At 45.5% G+C, this 21,885-nt stretch carries 18 protein-coding genes; 1 reads left to right on the top strand and 17 read right to left on the bottom strand.

What is annotated here, in order from left to right:
• Positions 1-134: 134 nt before the first annotated feature.
• From LUCIF_RS26325 to LUCIF_RS24430, 9 genes are all read right to left on the bottom strand, one after another.
• Positions 135-296 (bottom strand): hypothetical protein, encoded by a 162-nt coding sequence (locus tag LUCIF_RS26325; protein WP_165865920.1) that lies wholly within the window; start codon positions 294-296, stop codon positions 135-137.
• 60 nt (positions 297-356) lie between these two features.
• Positions 357-1,886 (bottom strand): methylmalonyl-CoA decarboxylase subunit alpha, encoded by a 1,530-nt coding sequence (gene mmdA, locus LUCIF_RS24395; protein WP_122630415.1) that lies wholly within the window; start codon positions 1,884-1,886, stop codon positions 357-359.
• 77 nt (positions 1,887-1,963) lie between these two features.
• Positions 1,964-3,145 carry an MFS transporter gene (locus tag LUCIF_RS24400; RefSeq protein ID WP_122630416.1) on the bottom strand — a complete coding sequence of 394 codons (1,182 nt, stop codon included), beginning with the start codon at positions 3,143-3,145 and terminating at the stop codon, positions 1,964-1,966.
• A gap of 43 nt (positions 3,146-3,188) precedes the next feature.
• A complete protein-coding gene (locus LUCIF_RS24405) occupies positions 3,189-4,373 on the bottom strand; it encodes a CaiB/BaiF CoA transferase family protein (protein ID WP_122630417.1) in 1,185 nt (394 codons plus the stop codon).
• Between the two features lie 152 nt (positions 4,374-4,525).
• The gene (locus LUCIF_RS24410) at positions 4,526-5,293 is read right to left on the bottom strand and encodes a LytR/AlgR family response regulator transcription factor (RefSeq protein ID WP_165866155.1); all 768 of its coding nucleotides are present in this window, start codon (positions 5,291-5,293) and stop codon (positions 4,526-4,528) included.
• Entirely contained in the window at positions 5,268-6,986 is a 1,719-nt protein-coding gene (locus LUCIF_RS24415) for a LytS/YhcK type 5TM receptor domain-containing protein (RefSeq protein ID WP_122630419.1), read from the bottom strand. Before LUCIF_RS24415 ends, LUCIF_RS24410 begins: the two co-directional genes overlap by 26 nt.
• A 109-nt stretch (positions 6,987-7,095) precedes the next feature.
• Positions 7,096-10,224 (bottom strand): efflux RND transporter permease subunit, encoded by a 3,129-nt coding sequence (locus LUCIF_RS24420; protein ID WP_122630420.1) that lies wholly within the window; start codon positions 10,222-10,224, stop codon positions 7,096-7,098.
• On the bottom strand, positions 10,205-11,332 hold the full coding sequence (locus LUCIF_RS24425; protein WP_122630421.1) for an efflux RND transporter periplasmic adaptor subunit: 1,128 nt from the start codon (positions 11,330-11,332) through the stop codon (positions 10,205-10,207). Before LUCIF_RS24425 ends, LUCIF_RS24420 begins: the two co-directional genes overlap by 20 nt.
• Positions 11,333-11,437: 105 nt before the next feature.
• Entirely contained in the window at positions 11,438-12,025 is a 588-nt protein-coding gene (locus tag LUCIF_RS24430) for a TetR/AcrR family transcriptional regulator (protein WP_122630422.1), read from the bottom strand.
• A gap of 282 nt (positions 12,026-12,307) precedes the next feature.
• On the opposite strand from LUCIF_RS24430, the gene metA reads away from it, so the two are divergent.
• The gene (gene metA / locus LUCIF_RS24435) at positions 12,308-13,225 is read left to right on the top strand and encodes a homoserine O-acetyltransferase MetA (RefSeq protein WP_122630423.1); all 918 of its coding nucleotides are present in this window, start codon (positions 12,308-12,310) and stop codon (positions 13,223-13,225) included.
• A 10-nt stretch (positions 13,226-13,235) separates the two neighbouring features.
• Here metA and eutC read toward each other — a convergent pair whose 3' ends face one another.
• The 8 genes from eutC to LUCIF_RS24475 all read right to left on the bottom strand — a co-directional run bounded on the left by eutC (position 13,236) and on the right by LUCIF_RS24475 (position 21,819).
• Complete coding sequence (gene eutC, locus LUCIF_RS24440; RefSeq protein ID WP_122630424.1) at positions 13,236-14,003, bottom strand: ethanolamine ammonia-lyase subunit EutC; 768 nt, start codon at positions 14,001-14,003, stop codon at positions 13,236-13,238.
• Between the two features lie 14 nt (positions 14,004-14,017).
• On the bottom strand, positions 14,018-15,382 hold the full coding sequence (locus LUCIF_RS24445; RefSeq protein ID WP_243638791.1) for an ethanolamine ammonia-lyase subunit EutB: 1,365 nt from the start codon (positions 15,380-15,382) through the stop codon (positions 14,018-14,020).
• A gap of 31 nt (positions 15,383-15,413) precedes the next feature.
• Positions 15,414-16,814 (bottom strand): ethanolamine ammonia-lyase reactivating factor EutA, encoded by a 1,401-nt coding sequence (locus LUCIF_RS24450; RefSeq protein WP_207858416.1) that lies wholly within the window; start codon positions 16,812-16,814, stop codon positions 15,414-15,416.
• A gap of 101 nt (positions 16,815-16,915) precedes the next feature.
• On the bottom strand, positions 16,916-18,346 hold the full coding sequence (locus LUCIF_RS24455; RefSeq protein ID WP_122630426.1) for an amino acid permease: 1,431 nt from the start codon (positions 18,344-18,346) through the stop codon (positions 16,916-16,918).
• A gap of 34 nt (positions 18,347-18,380) precedes the next feature.
• The gene (locus LUCIF_RS24460) at positions 18,381-18,566 is read right to left on the bottom strand and encodes a hypothetical protein (protein ID WP_122630427.1); all 186 of its coding nucleotides are present in this window, start codon (positions 18,564-18,566) and stop codon (positions 18,381-18,383) included.
• Between the two features lie 297 nt (positions 18,567-18,863).
• A complete protein-coding gene (locus tag LUCIF_RS24465; protein WP_122630428.1) occupies positions 18,864-19,430 on the bottom strand; it encodes an ANTAR domain-containing response regulator in 567 nt (188 codons plus the stop codon).
• Positions 19,427-20,857: a sensor histidine kinase gene (locus LUCIF_RS24470; RefSeq protein WP_122630429.1), complete on the bottom strand. Its 1,431-nt coding sequence runs from the start codon at positions 20,855-20,857 to the stop codon at positions 19,427-19,429. Before LUCIF_RS24470 ends, LUCIF_RS24465 begins: the two co-directional genes overlap by 4 nt.
• Positions 20,858-21,231: 374 nt before the next feature.
• Positions 21,232-21,819, bottom strand: a complete 588-nt coding sequence (locus LUCIF_RS24475) for a hypothetical protein (RefSeq protein WP_122630430.1) — start codon at positions 21,817-21,819, stop codon at positions 21,232-21,234.
• Positions 21,820-21,885: the final 66 nt, after the last annotated feature.

The following is a 21,885-nucleotide window of genomic DNA, read 5'->3' on the forward strand; positions in this document are numbered from 1 at the left end:
CACCGACAATAATCATTACCACGTTGCCCCACCAAAGCTGGGCAAGGCCGGTTTGTTCGACCAGCGAATACAGTAGCGACGAGATTTGTTCAAACATGCACTTTCCTCCTATAGTATAAGGTTACGAACAAGAATTAGTGGCCGCCCTTCAGCTTGCTTTCATCGACATGGCCCAGCTTGTTCAGATGGGGAAATATATACAAAACCAGGCTGATGCCATAAATAATTACGAAGCTCAGTAGAAAATCGATAACGCTTAATATGATCGCGCCTTCCATCGAATCAGGTACTGTCATTTTGCAGGTCTCCTTTCTAGCTGTTAATAAAACCCGGATCCATGGCAGTGAAATCAGAGATTACAAGGGAATGTTACCATGTTTCTTGGCCGGCCTGTTTTCCCGCTTTGTCGCCAGCATGTTGAGGGCCGCGATAATACGGGGCCGGGTTTCCTTCGGCTCGATGACCATGTCCACAAAGCCGCGTTCGGCAGCTTTATAGGGTGTGGCAAACTCTTCGATGTATTTCGCCGTCTTGGCCTGCACATCCGGATCACCGCGGAAGATAATGTTGGCGGCACCCGCCGGTCCCATGACCGCGATTTCCGCCGATGGCCAAGCCATAACCTGGTCGGCTCCCAGGTGTTGCGAACACATGGCAATATAAGCGCCGCCGTAGGCCTTCCGGATAATCACGGTAATTTTCGGCACAGTTGCTTCAGAATAGGCATATAGCATTTTTGCGCCATGCCGGATGATACCGCCATATTCCTGAGTAGTGCCTGGCAAAAAGCCCGGCACATCCACCAGCGTTATCAAAGGAATATTAAATGCATCGCAAAAGCGAATGAACCGTGCGGCCTTGTCGGACGCATTAATATCAAGGCATCCAGCCATAATCTGCGGCTGGCTGGCGACCATTCCTACCGTTTGACCATTAATACGCGCAAAACCGGTAATAATGTTTTGCGCGTATTGAGACTGTATTTCATAAAACTCACCGTTATCGATGACTGCTTTCATAATATCTTTCATGTCGTAAGGCTGATTAGGATTATCCGGCAATAATTCATTTAAACTTGCTTCTGTACGGTTAGGATCATCGCCGGTATCGACAACCGGAGCACCCTCTAGGTTATTGCCGGGCAGAAAATTTAAAAGATACCTTACCTGGCGCATGCAGTCTTCGTCATTTTCAGCCGCAAAATGCGCTACACCCGATGTGCTATTATGCGTTACGGCGCCGCCGAGTGCCTCGGCTGTTACTTCTTCGGCGGTAACGGACTTGATAACCTGAGGTCCTGTAATAAACATCTGGCTGGTATCCTTCACCATGAAGATAAAATCAGTCAGCGCGGGTGAATAAACTGCACCGCCGGCGCATGGCCCCATAATAATCGAAATTTGAGGAATTACACCGGATGCCTGGGTATTGCGCCAAAATATTTTACCGAACCCGGATAAAGCGTCGATTCCTTCTTGAATCCGTGCGCCGCCTGAGTCATTAAGGCCAATAATGGGAGCACCCATTTTGAGCGCCAAATCCTGGACTTTAACAATTTTAGCAGCATGCATTTCACCCAGTGAGCCGCCGACAACTGTAAAATCCTGCGCATAGATATACACCAAGCGTCCGTCCACCGTACCGTAACCGGTTACTACCCCTTCACCGGGAGCTTCTTCTTTTTCCATGCCGAAATGAACGCAACGATGCTTTACAAATTGATCAAGCTCAACAAATGTACCGGGATCAAGCAGCTTTTCAATCCTTTCCCGCGCCGTCAGCTTGCCGCCGGCATGTTGTTTGGCAATCCGCTTTTCGCCCCCGCCGGCCTTTACTTTTCTTTGCATCTCCTTCATATTCCGGACTTTTTCCTGAATCGTAACCATACCTTACCTCCATCAATAAACCCCGCCTAAATTAAAACATAGTCCGTGGTTTAAAAGAAAATACCTTCGCTTATTTTTTAGATTACTACTTCATCCCGGCGCAAAAGAAAGATCGAAGCAAAACTACCTATAAACGCCGTACCGCCCAGAAGATAAAAACCGCTGGCAAAACTGCCGCTTTGATCCACCAGCAGCCCGATAACCGGCGGCAGCGCCATGACCCCCCAGGCGCCCAGCGTATTTACAAAGCCCATCGCTAAGCCGGGATTTTTCGGACAACTATATACGGCAAAATTGAAGATTCCGCCAAAAGGCAAACCCGCCATAATCCCGGTAAAAACAATAGCAGCGGCGGCCACTGGCAAGGTTTTCGCATTGGCTATCGCCACAAAACCAAGGGCTAAACAAAAATGGGACAAAACTAACAAAGATTTGGTCGAGAGCCACTTTTTCCCCAGAATAATTCCACCCAGAGGTCTTGAGATAATGCCGAGTAAAAGCACCAAGGAACCGACTATCCCAGCCATCTTCGGTTCAACATGAACATTTTTGATCAGCAGCGTATTTACCCAAACGCCTGCCGAGGTACTCGTGCCGAAGCTTCCCAGCTGCGCCAGCGTAAGCAGCCACATATTCCGGCCGCCAAGTATATAACCCCAGTCAATTTTCTGTACTGTACCAGTAACCGGCGTATTGGGAGCAAAAAGAAGCCATAGGATCAGAAAAGCTCCCGCCATGCCGCCGGTTGTGAAAAACACGCCATGCCACCCCAGCGTGCTGAGGAGTTGCGGAATAACATAGATTACAAAACCGGCCCCCATTAGAATCGAACCGCCATAGACACCCTGGGCCAGCTGGATTTCTTTGCCGGCGAAAAAGGTCGGCACATAGCGCAATCCGGCAACAATGGCCGAACCGGTGCCAATGCCGGTAATAAATTTCCACACGAGAATTTCGTGATACGTATTGGAAAAACCGATCATGACATTGCCGATGGTTATTATGAACAGACCAATCGCTGCTACTTTCTTAGCCCCCAGCTTGTCGGAAAAAGCGCCTCCCGGCATTTGCAGCAAACCATGGGTAAAAAAGATAGCCGTTGTGAAAAATCCGGCCAGCGCCATTGTGATAGAAAGTTCTTTTATTAAGGTCGGTACAAGAGGTCCGTGATTTGTATAATTAACGGAAAAAACAAATCCGAGCATTGCTGCAAAAAAAAGTGCTTTCCATCGTTGAGCCCATAACGTTTCTTTTTCCATGTTACTAACTCCCCTTTCAATAAATGCAAAGATAACCGGCAGATCAAATCGCTTTTTGGGCCCGCAAGTCCGCAATCTGTTCCTTACTCAGGCCCATAAAGTCCTGTAAAATTTTCTCAGTATGCTGCCCCAGCAGCGGCGCTGGGGTTTCCACCGCCCCCGGAGTTTCCGACAGCTTGATGGGTAGGCCCGGCATCTTCAGGCTGCCGGCTACGGGATGCACAACTTCAACAATCATGTCCCGCGCCTGAATCTGCGGATTTGTTAACACACGATCGACCGTATTAATCGGTCCGCAGGGAATGCCGGCGCCATCCAGGATTTCAATCCACGCGTCAACGGTTTGGGCAGGAAATATGCCGTCTAATATTGTTTTGAGTTGTTTTTGATTTTTAGTTCTGCTGGCGTTTGTGGCAAAGCGTTCATCATGGATCAGCTCCGTACGGTTTACTAACTGACAAAACTTTTCCCATAACCTGTCATTTCCCACGGCAATGATAATATATCCATCCTTGGCGCGGAAGGCTTCAAAAGGCGTAATGGACGGATGACGGTTGCCGATGGGACCGGGCACTGTCCCGGAAACTAAATATCTGGCAATTGCATTTTCCAATATGGCTACCTGACAGTCCAACATTGCCACATCCACTTTTTGTCCCTTTCCGGTTGCCGACCGGCTGTATAATGCCGTCAATATGCCAATCACCGTAAATAAACCGGCGGTAATATCACCGACCGACGCTCCGGTCCGTGTCGGTTCTCCCCCTTCCTGCCCGGTAATACTCATAATTCCGCCCATTCCCTGCACAATTACATCATAAGCTGGCTTCGACATATAAGGTCCGCTATGTCCAAAGCCGGAACAGGCGGCATAGATAAGACGGGGATTGATTTCCCGCAGAACATCATATCCCAGGCCAAACTTTTCCATTGTTCCGGGCCGATAATTTTCGACCACAATATCCGCCTTTTTGACCATTTTCTTAAAGAGTTCCTGCGCTTCAGGCGACTTAAGGTTTAAAGTCATTGAGCGCTTGCCCCGGTTCAGACTCATAAAATAGGCGCTTTCTTTACCGACAAAGGGTCCGAAACTGCGTGAATCATCTCCTGTTGCCGGACTTTCAATTTTAATTACGTCCGCTCCAAAATCGGCGAGCATCATGGAAGCGTACGGACCTGCCAAAACTCTTGTCAGGTCCAGCACCACCAACTTATCGAACGCTTTCATAAAACAGTCCCTCCTTGATTTTTCTAGTGAACTATATTTGCTCCCATGATATCACGACGTTTTTTTTAAAAATTCTAAAATTGGTTAAAATAACAAAAAAGGCGCCTAAAGCGCCTTTTTTTCCTAACGAAATACATAAATATAATTATACTTTATATCTTTTCAAATGCCTTATTAAACTCTTTTAGATAATGCCGGGCGACGGGAACCTGTTCGTCATTATATCCTTCCAGCCTAAGCATGTACGTATTATTAAACCAGGGGATCACTTCACATACTTTATCAAGATTAACCAGATAGCTTTTATGCGTCCGGAAAAAGGATTGGGACGCCAGTTTTTCCTCAATTTCTTTCAGCGCCAGTTTGGTAATAAAGTTCCCCTTGGCGCTGCAAATCAAACACTTGCCTTTCTCGTCGGCCTTTACAAAAAAGATATCGGCAGGATGCAATATAAGCATTCTTTCATTAGCCCAAACGCAAAATCGCCGGTGACCGCTTGCTTCATTTTTATTAAAAAAATCACAAACGCGGGTATTGGCAAGGTTACTGGAGACGTGAAGAGACTGCAGTTTTTTGATTGTTTGCTCCAGCCGCTGTTCATCATAAGGCTTTAAAATATAATCCACAGCGTTCAGTTCAAAGGCCTTAACGGCATATTCACCATACCCCGTAACAAAAATAATATGCGGCGGATGCGGCAGTTGCAAAATTTCCCAGGCTGTGGTAATTCCGTCTTTTTCGCGCATTTGCACATCCAAAAAAATTACATCCGTCTGGTGCTGACTCCATTTCAAGAACTCGACCGTCTCGGAGCCATCTTCAAATTCGCCAATCACCTGAATGCCTTTCAGTTCTTCGAGCATACACTTAAGTTCTTCCCGGGCCGGATATTCATCATCCACAATAATCGCTTTTAACATCCTCATCCTCCTTTGCAGCGGGAAGTGAAATGGTTACCTTGGTACCTTTTCCCAGTTCACTTTCTATGAACAGGCCATATTGTTCACCGCAAAAGTTTTTCAAACGGTTATTGACATTACTGATCCCAATATGGTCCCCTTTCGGGTCCGGTTTAAATACTTCCTTGATCTGCGCTTTTGCCATACCGACGCCGTTATCTTCTACCATAAGTTTTACTTTGTCTTCCTCTGCCCGGCCCGAAATAGTCACCGTTCCCCCTTCCCTCTTTGGATAAAGTCCGTGTTTAATAGCATTTTCCACAATCGGCTGCAAGATCAAAGGGGGAACATAGCATTTGCATTCTTCGGGTATATCATATATAACCCTAAGTTTGCCCTGAAATCTTGCCGCTTCGATTTTGACATAATCATTGACGCGCTGAATTTCTTTTTCCAGACTGATCATCGTATCGGAAAGGGTCAAGTTGTTCCGGTAATAGTTGCCTAAATGAATTAACAGTTTTCTGGCAGTTTCCGGTTGCTTCCGGCAATAGTAAACAATCGTGTTTAAGGCGTTAAATAGAAAATGGGGATTTACCTGCGCCTGCAGCGCTTTGATTTCCGCCCGGGCTAACAGGACCGATTGACGTTCCCCCTTACTGACTTCAAGCTGGGTTGATATTAACAGCGCCAGGCCTTTAATCAGTTCGATCTCAAAGGGACGGATGCTATTCTCGCCAAATTTATAAATAATAAGGGCCCCGATTACCTCTTCATGGTCTTTCAGCGGTGCAACAATTTTCGATCCCAGCAGGCAATCCGAATGCTGACAGCCTATTTCAGCGCGGGTTTGGGCCAGCGTATACTCACCGGTAGCAATAGCACGTTCCGTACTCCGGGTAAAAGCTGTCCCGATATGGCCGTGCACCGGCGCACCGACGGATGACAAAACCTCTGTACGATTGGTAACTACCACCGCAGCTAACTCTTTGACAGTGCTATAAATAATTTGCGCGGTCTTTTCCGCCGACTGCCGGTTCAACCCTTTCCGCAAATAAGTTACCGTAGTGCTGGCAATTTGCAGTGTCAATCTGGCGGCAGCCCCTTCCACCAGTTCCTGCTCGCGAAAAATATTTTCCAGAATTATAACTAGAGCCGTAATTCCCAGCGTATTCATGAAAAGCATCGGCGGCGCTATCTCCTCGACAAAACGCACCGCCTGTTCAAAGGGCCTGTCTACCAGCAGCAGCAATATCATATGGCAAAATTCAAGAAAAAATCCCAATACCAGGGCATAGGGCCATTTTTCCTGCGCCGGGACTCTTTTACTGAACATACCCGCGGCGAATCCTTCGAGCACGGTAGCCAAGGCACTGCCCAAAGCGCTGAATCCGCCCAGATAATATCGATGAAAGCCGGCGATCAGACCCGCTCCCAGCCCTACCGCGCGCCCTCCCACTAAACCGGCCACGACTACGCCAATCGCGCGGATATTCGCAAAACCGTCCGTCACGGGAAGACCGATGTAACTGCCTAAAATGCCCACCACTCCAAAGAATACCGAAATTCCTATCTTTTCATTCGCTGAAGTCCCGCTTTTAAGCATTATGCCGCGAAATAACTTAGCCTTGCTTAAAAAAAATACAACCACCAGCATGACCATCAAGCCACTCGTTAACTGATTACTTATTTGTTCCCACTTAACAAGCATCATTTCATCATCCTAACGCAAGATTAATTCTGTAGTTTTTGCTTCCGGCCTGATTTATTAATTATAACATCCGCATAGGCTGTTTGGGAAAAAACATCGCCGCCAAACCGGCTTATGCTTTATGATCCGGCAGCACATCATCAGTTTGAGTGTTGCTGTCATGACTGGCATCCAGCAGTCCGTGCGCCATGCTGACACTCCATTTACGGCTTCTTAAATCATCCAATATGGTATACACCACCGGAACAACGATCAGCGTTAAAATGGTTGAGGTAATCAGACCGCCGATAATGGCATGCGCCATGGGTGCCCGGGTTTCGGCGCCCGGTCCGATGCCAAACGCCAGAGGGAGCATGCCGAACACCATGGCGGTGGTCGTCATCATGATCGGCCGCATCCGGATCACCGCGGCCTCAATTAAAGCCTGGTTCCGCTCTACGCCCTGCCCAATCCGCTGTTTGGCAAAATCAATCAGCAGGATTGCGTTTTTCGTAACCAGCCCCATCAACATGATAATCCCGATTAAAGACATCATGTTGAGCGTGCTGTGCATAGCCAGGAGACCCAGAATCGCGCCGATAATCGCCAGCGGCAAAGCCAGCATAATGGCAAACGGATCAATATAGTTTTCAAACTGGGCGGCAAGAACAAAGAAGATAAACAGCACCGCCATGGCCAAGGCTATGAGAATTCCCTGAAAGGCATCCGCCATTTGCTGCGATTGTCCCGTAGCGACAAATCGATATCCGTCGGGCAGTTTAACAGCCGCCAGTTTCTTAGCCAGCAGCTTGTTGAAATCCCCCAGGGTAATGCCGCGCAAATTGGCTGAAATCGTAACCTGGTCCTGCCGGTCATAACGCAGAATTTGAGTCGGACTGGTAGCATAAACCGTCTTGGTTACCGCCGAAAGAGGAATCATGACGGTTTGCCCGTTATTGTCCCGGTACGCACTCGGCAGGTAGACGTGATTTACATCCGTCAGGCTGCGCCGGTCGTCAGGAGCCAGTATGACCCGCACGTCATAGGAATCGTCCTCATCCCGGTATTGGGACACAACGGTACCGTTAAACATGGTTTGCAGGGTATCGGCAATATTGGCCGTCGATACGCCAAGATCCGAGGCCTTATCCCGGTCCACTACGACTTGGGCATCGGGGTTGCCAGCCTCATAACTGGAAGAAACATCAACCGCTCCCTGTGTAGCGGCGACGATTTGTTCCACCTGTTCGGCAAGACCGGCCAGTGTATCCAGAGAGGTTCCCTGAATCACTAACGACACCGGTTTGGTACTCGACAAACCGGATTTTTTGGTTATGCTGATTTGTACCCCGGGAATTTCATTCAATTTTTCCCTTAGAACGGCAATCACGTCATTATCGCTGACGTTCCGCTGATTTTTGGGTTTCAGTTCGGTCACAATATTGATCGAATTCACGTCCGCCGTGCTGTAGGTCATGGTTACCTCCGGCAAACTGTGGACAATCCGGGATATCTTGTCGGCAATGTCCCCCACGGCCTGTACATTCATGCCAGGATCCACACTGGCCGACACCGAAAGTTCGCTGTTGTCCGCGTCGGGAATAAAGGTCGATCCCACCAGCGGCAGCAACGCCAGGCTGCCTGCGAACAGCGCCACGGCGATTAGGAGAACCTTACCGCGGTGTCCCAAAGCATAGCGGAGCAATTCACTGTAACGAACGGTCCAATGGTCAAAGACCCGGTTCCACTGCCGCCAAATTGTTTGCAGCCGGCTTTGGGACTGTTCCGGTGCAGGCGCCAGGTATTTAGCCGCTAACAGCGGCGTCAGGGTAAAAGCAACCAGCAGTGACACCAGAACACTGACGGCTACCGTAATCCCGAATTGCTTAAAAAACTGCCCCACAATGCCAGTCATCATTCCTACGGGCAGGAATACGGCAACCAGGGTAAAGGTCGTTGCCATAACCGCGAGACCAATCTCATCGGTCCCTTCCGAGGCCGCCACCTGCTTGTCTTTTCCCATTTCCAAGTGGCGTACAATGTTTTCGATAACAACAATGGCATCGTCGATCAGGAGCCCGACAGCCAGGGATAAGGCCAGCAGAGACATGGTATTGAGGGTAAAATTCAAAACCTTCATAACAAAAAAGGAAGTTACAATCGATGTTGGAATGGCGATCGCGGCAATGACCGTGCTTCGCCAGTTCCCCAAAAACAAAAAGACGATGACCACCGCCAGCAGACCGCCTAAAACCAGATTAAACAGTACGTCATGAATGGAGTCGTTAATCTGCCGGGAATTATCCCGCACTAATGTCATTTCCACTCCCGGCGGCAGGTCCTGCTTAATCTTGGCCATTTCCTGCCTGACATTTTTGGCGACTTCTACCGTGTTGCTGCCGGATTGTTTCATAATATCCAGGCCGATGGCCGGTTTATCATTTAGTTTGGTTAGGGTTGTCGCCGTTTTCGTGGTATCATCCACACCGGCAATATCCCGCACATAGAGCTGCACCCCGTCCCGCCGGGCAATGGGAAGATCCAAAAATTGTCCGGGCGCTGTAATACTGCCTACGGTTCTTAAATCCGTATTGCGTTTTCCATCCGTAAGCTGGCCGCCGGGACTTTCAATATTCTCGCTGCGCAGACTGTTTAATACTTCCGGAATTGTCAGGTCAAAAGCGGCTAGTTTATTGCTGTCCATGTTCACCTGGATTTCCCGCTCCAGCGCTCCCTGTACATTGACCGCCGCCACTCCGTTGACCGCTTCCAGTCTTTTGGTCACTACATCTTCGGCCAGCAGCGTCAACTCCCGCTGACTTAGATTCCCGGTCAGAGCAATGGAGGCAATCGGCAAATCCGACGGATCAAACCGGGTCACAATCGGCGCATCCGCATCCTGCGGCAAAACCCCTTGCAGCCGGCCTACCTTATCGCGTACATCCTGGGCAGCGGTGGCGGCGGATGTTTCCATGGTAAACTGGATGACCGTTGTCGAAGTTCCTTCTTTTACGGTCGATGTAATATGGTCAACACCCGGTACGACACTGACCGTTTCCTCCACTTTTTGGGTTATTTTCGATTCCACCTGTTCCGGGGACGCGCCCGGATAATTTACCGTAACCGCGACAACAGGGATTTCAACATCGGGATATTCATCCACATTCAGCGACAGATAACTGAATAAGCCCAGCGTAACGAGGGCCAGAATCATAACCGTCGCAAATACAGGCCGCTTCAGACTAATTTCCGTCAGTTTCATTTTTCCCCACCTGTTCCGCTACCTGTACGGCATCCCCGTCTTTGAGCTGGTTTACATTACTGATTAGGACGGAGTCACCGGCCTTTAGCCCGGATTTAATTACCATGCTGTCACCCGTTACCGCGCCAACGTCAACTGGATGACGCACCGCTTTATTATTTTCCAGGGTAAAAACATAGTACAAACCCTGTTTTTGAACTACCGCAGCCTGCGGCACCGTTAATACCCGGACTGCTTCACCCGTTGCCAGTTGCACTTTGGTAAACATACCCGGCTTTAAAAGTCCCGCCGTATTATTGATCCTAATTTTCGTGCGAAACATCCGGTTGGCCGTGCTGGCCGCCGGATTCATCCGTTCCACCAAACCGTCAAATATTTTGCCGGGATAGGCATCCACAGTAGCCGCCGCTTTCTGGCCGGCCTGGACGCGGCCCAGATCTTCCTGTTCAATATTGACCACGGCATATACCGTATTAATATTTTCCACAACCATCAACGGCGTTCCGGGTGAAACCACCTGGCCGACAGTCGCCGTCTTGTTGGCGACAACGCCGTCCACAGGGGCCGTAATAACCCCGTACCCGTACTGTTGTTCCGCGCTGTTCAGACTTGCCGAAGCACTGGACAAATCCGCCTGGGACGATTTTAATTTGGCATCGGCCGTTTCGAGCTGCTGCTCGGATATTGCGCCCAGATCATAAAGCTTTTTATACCGCTTATAATCGGCAGCCGCAAAATCATAATTAATTTTTACTTTCGTAACAGCGTCCCGGGCCGTGCGAACCGAATTGGCCTGTTCCACACTTTCCAGTTTTACCAGTGGGTCGCCCGCTTTAACCGACTGTCCTTCGTGCACAAGCACCGTCTCAATCCGTCCGGCAATCTTGGCGCTGACCGCAGCCGCTGTTTGCCCTTCAATCGAACCATCCAGCTTTAATTGGGGCGTCATGCTTACATACTGGATTTTCTTGATTTGGACGTTCACCACACCGTCATCCGCCGGCGGCTGATTTTTAGCGCTGGAAAATGCCCCGCTCCGGAATGCCGCCATCAATGCAACAAATAGAATCACGGGAAGAATCCAATACTTTACTCTGAACCGTTTCATCCCATTGTTCCTCCTCTTCCGGTTTCGGCCAATCCTGTCCTTCACATCACATACCTACCGGTCGGTATGTGATTTCCGCCAATGATCCTGTCGTGGCATTTCCCGCTACTTCCGGTCAAGCAATTGCCAAAGGTTGTCCATCATTTGTTTTCGCAGCAGCGGCGTATTCAATTGTTCACCCAGTGAATTCTGACCATTCAGCATGGTCAGAATGAGGATCGCCAGAGCGTGACTGTCCAGGTCGGACCGAATTTCACCCTGCTCCATGGCCTGCTTAAGCTTCGTCTCAATTGCCTGGCAGAACAGAGCGTGATTGCGGTCAATCCGCCCTTGTATTTCCGGGAAATTCTGGATAACTTCCAAAATCAAACCGGCAAAGTTCAGGCGGTAGTCGCCTTTACGGATGCCAAGCAGTTGATACGTGTACCGCTCCATTTCCCGTTCGGCGATGACCGTATCGAGTATTTCCCGCACTCCTTGCGAACAGCTGAACAATTCCTGGTATTTTGCCTCAAACCGGTCAAATAAATAGTGCAAGGCCGTGCACAGCACTTCTTCCTTACTGCCGAAGTAATGATAAATTCCGCCTTTCGTTATGCCTGCCTCCCCGGCAATATCCACAAGGGACACATACTTGTAACCGCGCAGCAAAAACAACCGCAAAGCAGCAATGGTAATATTTTCTTTAGTCATCGTTTCTTAACTCTCCCGTAAAAAGAATACTTCTTCATACCTACCAGTCGGTATGTGGTTATTATCGCGCAAACCGTTCCGGCTGTCAATCCAATGCGGCCTGATTTCGTCAAGTAAAATCTAACAGTTTTTACGCCCATTGACAAGGCCGGTGGAAGTCATTAAGATTAAATTAGATGAAGGGAGCATCTGTTTGTATAAGAAACAGGTGCTTTCCTATATTTTAACTGTCTGGAAGTCACAAGAACAACTGATTTCCAAATACATAAGCCGGAGGTAACAATGCCGATCAAGATTCCCAATAACCTGCCCGCCGCCAATATCCTGGAAAGCGAAAATATTTTTGTCATGTACGAAGACCGGGCCTATACGCAGGACATACGACCCCTTAAAATATTGCTTTTAAATCTCATGCCGACTAAAATTACTACGGAAACCCAGTTGCTCCGCTTATTAGGAAACTCACCCCTGCAAGTGGAAGTGGACTTTATCTATACGGCTACCTATGCCCCGACGAATACGCCGCAAGAGCACTTAATCAAATTTTACGAAACTTTTGACGCCGTTCGCGGCCGCAAATACGACGGCATGATTATAACCGGCGCGCCGGTTGAGCAGATGCCTTTCGAACAGGTGGCTTACTGGGATGAACTTTGTCAGATTATGGAGTGGAGTAAAACCCATGTTTATTCGACACTTCATATCTGCTGGGGAGCCCAGGCCGGCTTATACTATCACTATGGCATCGCTAAATATGACCTGCCGCAAAAAATGTTCGGCGTTTTTCCGCATAAAAAGGTTTCCGGCTTCCAGGGCAAACTGTTCCGCGGCTTTGATGATGTTTTTTATGTGCCCCATTCGCGGCACACGGAAGTCCGGCGGAAAGATATCGAAAAAGTGCCGCAGTTACGCATCGTCGCCGAATCCGATATGGCCGGGGTTTATACCGTTACGGCGCAAAAGGGGCGGCAAATTTTCCTCACCGGCCACTCCGAATATGATCCGCTCACCCTGAAAGCCGAATACGACCGTGACGTGGCCCAGGGCTTGTCCATCCAAATTCCGCTCAATTATTATCCCGGCGACGACCCCGCCCAAACGCCGCTGGTACTTTGGCGCAGCGCCGCCAACTTATTGTTCTCCAACTGGCTCAACTACTATGTCTACCAGGAAACCCCCTTCAATCTCTCCAGCTTATAAAAAAGCCGAATCATATCTTTAACTCAACACCGCTTTTTTTCTCCCGCATTAACACTTCTACTAAATTTACAATCTGCGCACCAGCTTCTACTGCCGGTACACCTCTTCGATGAATATTAGAAATTACCGTTCTTTGTGATTCCGGCTTTAATGTGCTCGATTCATAAGCCATGTAAGAACTCATACTTTCACCGGTTGCCAAACCCGGTCTTTCACCCACAAGCAATATCGTCACCCTTGCCTGTAATGCTTCACTTATTTTATCCATGGCTGCAACCCTGCCATATTTAACAAAGATAGGAGTGCCTATTGTATAACCCTTTGCTGTTAACCCATCCATTATCATAGGATAGATATCTGCTAAATTAGCATTTATGGCACAGCTGCTTAGTCCATCGGTTGCTATGATTTGCACCTCAGGATTATGAATACAGTTATGCTTAATATGATCTATCGTTTCCTGTGAGAACAATCTTCCTAAATCTGGCCTTTTGATATACTGCTCTTTGTCTTCCACTAATGTTTGCACTTTGAAAAATCCAAACTGATCAACGATACTTTCATCGACATAAGACCATACTGCATCCATTGCGACCGCATGATCCGCTCTAAATTTCAGTAAGGTTTCCGTTTTACATCTGTCCCCTGCCCTGCCTAACCCAATCCTTGCATTTGTCGTCTTTTTTAGCCTGGCACAACTTTCTCTATCTCTAGGGCTATCAATCATCACCCGGTCAAAATAGTCAACTGCAGAAATATCTCTTATCATTTCATTCATACTATTTTCCACTCCTAAACTGTAAATAATGAAGGATCTCCGGCCTTTTCTGTCAGTTTGCCGTTTTCCAATATACCCAGTTGTTCCATTCTTTGATTAAAATCTTTAATCGGTTTCTTGCCAGTAATGTCCCGCATGGCAGCAACGTCATGATAGCTGGTCGTTTGGTACATTAACATCACATCATCCCCTCCAGGGATACCCATAAAATATGTACAATCACACGCTGCAAGCAGCAATGCTAAATTTTCCACATCGTTCTGGTCTGCCTTCATATGATTGGTATAGCACACATCCACTCCCATAGGCAGACCTGTTAATTTCCCCATGAAATGATCTTCCAGTCCGGCTCTGATCATTTGACAGCCATCATACAAATATTCCGGCCCCATAAAACCGACTACTGTATTGACTAAAAAAGGATGATATCGTTTAGCCAAACCATAACATCTCGCTTCCATGGTCACTTGATCCGCACCATGATGTCCTTCAGAAGACAGTTCCGATCCTTGTCCTGTTTCAAAGTACATAAAATTAGGACCCCGGGAACTCTTTTTCTCTTTCATCAAATAATATGCCTCATCCATAAGCTGTACCGTTATACCGAAAGCTGCATTGGCTTTTTGTGAGCCAGCCAGACTTTGAAACATGAGATCCATGGGAGCGCCACTCTCTAGTGCTGCTACTTGACTGGTGACATGAGCTAATACACAATTTTGAGTAGGAATATCCCATTTCACCATAAATTCCTTAAATCGATTTAAAACAGCAGATATACTCTCAATGGTATCCACAGCAGGATTTAATCCAATCACAGCATCACCAATGCCATAACTGATTCCTTCCATCGTAGAAGCCATAATACCAGCTAAATCATCCGTAGGATGGTTAGGCTGCAGCCTTGACGACAAGGTCCCTTTTTCACCAATCGTCGTATTACAAGTAGCAAGATTGTGTATTTTCTTAGCCGCGTACACTAAATCCATGTTGCTCATTAATTTAGTGACGCCAGCGATCATCTCTGAAGTCAACCCATCTTGGATATTCTTGATCTCATCCTCATTTGATTTTAGCAAAAATTCTCTAAAGGCTCCCACGGACATGGATTTAATTTTACAAAAGGCTTCCTGGTTAATGCTATCTTGAATCGCTTTCGTAACGTCATCGTCTTCATAAGGAACTACCGGATTATTTCTCAAATCGCCAAGAGCCACTTCCGATAAAACAACCTTCGCGGCCACTCGTTCGGCTGTATCGTGGGCTGCAATGCCTGCTAAAATATCCCCTGATTTTTCTTCATTGGCTTTAGCAAGTACTTCTTTTATATTTTTAAATTGATAAGTTCTTCCAAACAGCCTGGTCTTTAACATCATTTCCATCACCTGTTTTTAATCTTTTAATTAATCTTTACTATTTAAAAATCAACGTTTTTACAACGGTAGGCACAACATTCGCTATTGATTTGCCAATATCAATATAGTCACCATTATTAACCTTGATTTGATCAATACAAATCACTTTTTTAATGTTATTTGACATATTCATAATGATTTGCCCTAATGCTTTCGCAAAATCATTTTCAACAATTACAATCACTGGCTGACTACTCGTTGCAAACCCTGCAATGATGGCTTTTGCCATCTCTTTTATTTGCAAATAAGATGGTGATTTGGGACCTTGGAAAGCGAGGGCTACCGGGATATTTTCATATCGTTTGATTTTTTCACCAACCGCTTTGAACATCTGATCTATATTCTCATCCTCTGTAAGCTTAATAATAGGGATATTTTTAAGAGGGGTCAGGTCATCATCAAACAAAATGGTACTACCGCTAATTTTTATAGAATGACTACCTGCTCCTATGACGGTAGCCCTAATTTTCTCTCTGGATTCTACAAGGCGATGTTGATGTTGCTCAAAGGCTTTTCGAATCGAGTATCCTAATAAAGGACCGATATCTCCAAATAGAATCACATCTTTTATGTTGCCTATTTCATAATCACTATATATAAATTCAGCAACACCGCCTGAAAACATGATCTTTTCCGCCTCCAGCCCTTTATGCGTTTGACCGATAAATAATTTCACGGCTTCTTCATGTAACCTTTGATTGCTGTTTATTTGTACAAGCATCTCAGCAAAAATATCGGTAAGAATTTTTAAGTCTGTCAGTCTAGCCACTGTCCCAACAGCTAAATTTAAATGCATACTTTTGATAAATTGAATTACTTTATCTGAAATATAGCGAATCATACCTTGTTGATCAATTTGTATCAACCTCCCACCAATATCTAAAGCAAAGGAGTCAATCACTTCCCCTTCCCTAAAAATTGCAGCATTGGTAGTTCCCCCGCCAATATCAAAATTAATGACTGTTTCTGTAAAATGCTTAGATGCTTCAGCAGCTCCCGCTCCATAGCCAGCCAGTACGGACTCTAGATGAGGTCCAGCCGTTGCAACGACAAAATCACCAGCAAAATCCGAAAGAATACTGAGTACTCGCTCTGCATTCTTTTTACGGGCTGTTTCCCCAGTAATAATGATTGCACCTGTCGCTATTTCGTGTTTTTGTACACCCGCTTTGTCATATTCAAATTCAATCATTTCTTTTATTTTTTTTAAATTGATCTTGTCCATTGAAACGAATGGCGTGAAATGGATCTTACTTTTATAAATGATTTGTTTATTTGTAATTTTTACTTCAGGAATAAGGAACGAAGTAGCTGTATTTTGCACTGTAATTTTGCTAAATATAACTTGGGTCGTCGTTGTCCCAATGTCAATGCCAACACTTAAAAACTCATCCTTCACCTTATATTTTTCACCTCCCGGGAGCAGCATAAATAGGAAAAAAGAGCCTAACCCGAATGCCTGAAACGAACATAACATTCCTAATTAGACTCTAGTGCGGTCTAAAAGTTGGGACCCTTAAACCACTTACGGGCACTAACCATATAATAAAATATCAATAAAACGGTTACGCCCAGCATCGTATACCCAGTTATTTCATTAGGCGGCGCTACAAATAATACGGTAATAAAAAGAATCCAGATTAAACCGATCGCGTTAGCCGGCATGCTCCATTTACCCAAGTGCCATGGCCCATTGTTCTGCGCTGTCCAGGAACCATTCAGTTGAGCACGGAATTTCAAAAACAAGGGAATCCCGTAGGATAAATATAACGCTATGGTACTAATGGAAACAATGATGGAATAACCACCGCTATAAACTGCCATCAAAAAAGCTACAACTACTGACAACCAAATTGCCGAAGCTGGCGAGTGAAAACGTTTGCTGATACTGGACCAAATTTTTGATTTAGGCATTCCACTGTCACGGGAAAAAGCAAAAATCATGCGGGAATTGGAAGTGACAGAGGAAAGACCGCAAAACCACATTGCTAACGTTACCAGCCATAGCGTGGCTCTTCCAGCCCAACCGCCAAGTGCCTGTTCCACTACATAAATAAACGGATTACTGGCGCCGGCTACTTGACCGGCATCACCGATAGTGCTGGTAATGACAAACAACATGAAAAATCCAAAAACAGCCGAAATTAATACCGACAGGTATACACCCCAAGCCGCTTTTACCCGTGGATTAACGGTTTCTTCCACAGTATGCGCGGAAGCATCGTACCCGGTATACGTCCATTGAGCCTGCAACAAGCCTAGCAGGAAAGCCCACCAATACGGGTATTCACTGGTTGTAAAACCTGTTTTAAAAACAGAACTCACATCATGATGCGGACCGAAAAGCAAAAGAGCGCCAACCAGAACTAAAACACCAATAATGTGATAAGTGGCACTAAAATTATTGAGCCAAGCTACTACTTTAATACCAACATGATTCAATAAACCGTGACTTAATAAAATGCAGGCATAAATCAGCAGAAAATGATTCCAGTCTTCTTTAATTCCTAATAACGGCGCTAGAAACTGCGCCGCACCAAAATCAATCCCTGCAGTAATGGCAAACTGACCAACCATATTGAACCAGGCTGTAAACCAGCCCCAACCAGTACCACCCAAAATAGTAGCCCAATGATATAACGCACCGGAAGTAGGGATGGCGGAAGTTAGTTCGGCAATTCCTGCTGCCACCAATAATGTGAAAATAGTTGCCAATGGCCAGCCAATGCCAGTCACAGCCGGCCCCCCCATACCAAATCCATAGCCATATAGAGTTACCGCGCCAGTCAAGATGGAAATAATGGAAAAAGAAATAGCAAAATTAGAAAATCCCCCCATATCGCGCAATAGCTCTTGCGTATAGCCAAATCGTTGTAAGTCATTAGCATCTTTGTTTATTAGCGTTTCTTTTGGGTCATCGTAATGAGACATACGTCTTCCTCCCTTACTATTCCTGAATAATTCTTTAATGAGTTTCCTGCAACAATGCTTTACTGACAGTTGCTCTACTTTTTTTACCTGCAGACGCTAAAGAAAACATTACATGGTTTTCTTCTTTATAATTGCGGACATTATTATTGGCAACTACTACAATCGATACGCCAACCAGCAACGCTGTGGCGATAATGATTGCCCCAATGACTATCCCCATCTCTCTCACTCCTTTCTTACTGTTTTTATCAGATTAAAATAAAAAAGCCCATTATAGCTAAAGTAATATTACTTCAACGATAATGGGCCACATTGCCCGATATTAAAATGCTGCTTCAGCTTTTATTTATCATTTTCATACTATAGAAGAAAATAAAAAAGCCTAATAGGAATGTCAAAAACTCAACATTCTTACCAGGCTTTAATGCCCTAATATTCCTTTTTAAAAAAGTTCTAAAATAACCAAGTAAACGATCACTGTCAATAGCATTTATTATTTTTCATAATAATGCACTGACTATTTTTTGTCAATAATATTTTTAGCAATTTGTGCTAACGTCATTCGTTGCCGCATGGCCTCCCTGAGGAGCCATGTATGAGCTTCCCGCGCGGAAATAGCCAATCGTTCCTGAACAATAGACCTGGCTCTGGCAATCACTTTTTGACTTTCCAGTTGCGCTTTCGTTGCTTTTAACTCTTGGTTTACATGACACAGGTCTTGCCAGCGGGCATAAGCAATACGAACCGCTGCCAGTAAGTTTTTCTCTGATACCGGTTTTACAATATAGCCGTATACATGCACAGCTTCTGCTCTTTTAATAAACTTAGGCTGGCTGTATGACGTTACCATGATGACTGGTATGTTAAGCCCATGCATAATCTTGGCCGTTTCTAAACCATCCAAACCTGGCATCATAATATCAAGAATAACCAGCTCCGGTGCTGTTTGTTTGGCCAGTTCCACCGCCTGCAGACCATTGCCGCACTCTGCACAAACAATATATCCGGCCTTTTCCAACACTTCTTTGATGTCGTTCCTTATTAATACTTCATCTTCCGCAATAAGAATAGATAATGGCTTCATCGTATCCCCTCCCCTGTACTGAGCGGAAAAGAAACCGTTGCAATTGTTGAACCGGAATGATGTTCCAATCTAAAATGACCGCCTAATTGCTCACAAATTAATAACTTTACAATATGCAATCCGAGTTTTTCTTCCTCTGAACCATATAATTCACAACCGCTATCGACTACAAGTAAATGAACAATGCCTCCTGATTCCTCAATAAATATACTGATTTCGCCATAGGGAGCCGACTTTATTCCATGTTTCAAACTATTACTAACCAATTCATTAAAAACCAGACCAATAGATACTGCCTGATTAATTGAAATGAGCACGGTTTGCCCTTGCACTAAAGCTTGGATTTTCTGCTTAGGCAAACAGTAGTTTTCTAAAATCCTGTCTAAAATATATTCTGCCAATTCCTTAAGGTCGATAGACTCCAAAGAATACTGCGCAAAAACCTCATGCACCATCGAGATGGACAAGATCCGGTTAACACAGGCTGTAAACTCTTGTTTTATCTTCTTAGAATTAGAACGGCGCATCTGCAAGTGCAGTAATGAAACAACATTTTGCAAAGTATTTTTTATTCGATGATGAATTTCCTTTATAACAGCACTTTGCACATGCAATTCCCATTCTTTTTGCCGTAATTCCGTAACATCCCGGACCGATATTACACATCCGCTAAGTTCTCCTCCCGTTACCAGCGGATGGGCCTGAAACATATAACTCGCATGAGCAAATTCATAATTTACCGGCTCTTTTAATCCTTCAACCATTTCCTGAAATGAAGCAAAAGATAAAGCCTCTACCAGATTGCCGTCAACTGAATCCGTTCCATATATGACTTGGACGATAGACACTGCATGTTTATTGGTATAGATAATTTTCCCCTTGTGATCCATAATAAAAATTCCATTTCCCAGCCATTTTTCCCAATCCCACCCCGTCATCGTCAACGACATGAATGTATGACTCAAAAGTTCGGCCGTCTGACTCAAAAATTCCACCTTTTCTTCTTGACGGATTTCTGCAGAAATATCTCTTTCCATGATTAAAACACCAATTGTCATTCCTCGATCATTGGTGATTGGAACCACCGTCTGGGCAATCGGCAGACCTTCTTGACTAATGCCACGAATATTGCGTACTATTTTTCCTGTAGATAAAACCTGATATACAGCTGGTTCCCGTGTCACATAAGCCATTTGACCTACTACGCTATTATGATACAAGGATGGGGAGTTATGAGAGTATGCCCACGCCAAAACAATCGCATCCACTTCATTAGTACTCAAAGCATCAATGAAAATATCCGTGCCTGTTAATGTTGCGATAACATCAAGCTGATTTACCATATTCTCTAGAATACTAATATCTTGCATAGCTAAATTCGTATGTGCCAGACACAAATCACGAATCGAGTGCTTTTCCTTAGGCATTGAAAAAACCTCCGATTTTATTCACTAAAAACCCTAATAACACAAAAAAACCTATTAAAATCATTAGTTCTACACCTGATTTTAATAGGCCACATTGCCAATATTAGATTTTCATTATTTATATGATTATTACAATTTAATATTTGTGTCTAATTCGCGGATTTAATAAAAAGTCCTGCAAAAATGTTACTCCTTCTATTTCTTGGAATGCTTCCACATTGTATCTTTTATAAGGGCAGTATATTCAAAGACTAGTTCCTCTTTCTGATCCGAAATCAAAGAGCGGACTTAATCAAAATAAAAAAATGGCTCCGGGTTTCCCCAAGAGCCAATTGTGCCATCTTTATTGGAATCCTAATACTACTTGCTAAACATCAAAATCGATACTGTACTCCACCGGCATTCGTTTCCCTGTCATGATAATACCAAAACTGATTAATATCCAGTTTTTCAGCTATGCCATGGCTGCCATAACCGATCCCGATGGCTCCCTTCTTCGTCCGGTCAATCGGAGGTACTGTAATATTCACGCCCACGGAGCTGGTCTGATCCATAACGACTTTGCCAGTTTGAAATTTCTGGGTTTCACCCTGCAATAAATCGAATTTATAATCTTGGCCGTTCACCTTTACATTGACAGCCGGTTTTTGAATGTCAGCCTGAACATCTGTCCCTTCCTGCCGGGTAATTTCCTGCTTCGTCTTTGGGTCTATATATTTTATAGTTTCCTTCGGCACATAGACAACCTGGGTTTGCGTTTTTGTTTCCCCCTGCACAATAACAGGCGGCTGATTCTGTGCCTGATTCAACGTATCCTGAGTACCGGCCAGCTTGGCTTGCAATGTTGCCAATTCGGCCTGCAGCGGCGAAATCCGCCATTTGTTTGCACCCCACACTCCGGTACCAATGCCTAAAATAAAGACGACTGTCAAAATGACAGCCGTCTTTTTCACCGTAGTCATTATATCACCCCAAACAGTTTAAGATCATTAAAGATAAGACCACCGCTGCCTGTTAAGCGATGGTCT

Origin of the sequence: Allolucifera butyrica (assembly GCF_900476375.1) — a bacterium.
In the GTDB taxonomy this organism is placed as follows: Bacteria; Bacillota; Negativicutes; order Sporomusales; family UPPP01; genus Lucifera; species Lucifera butyrica.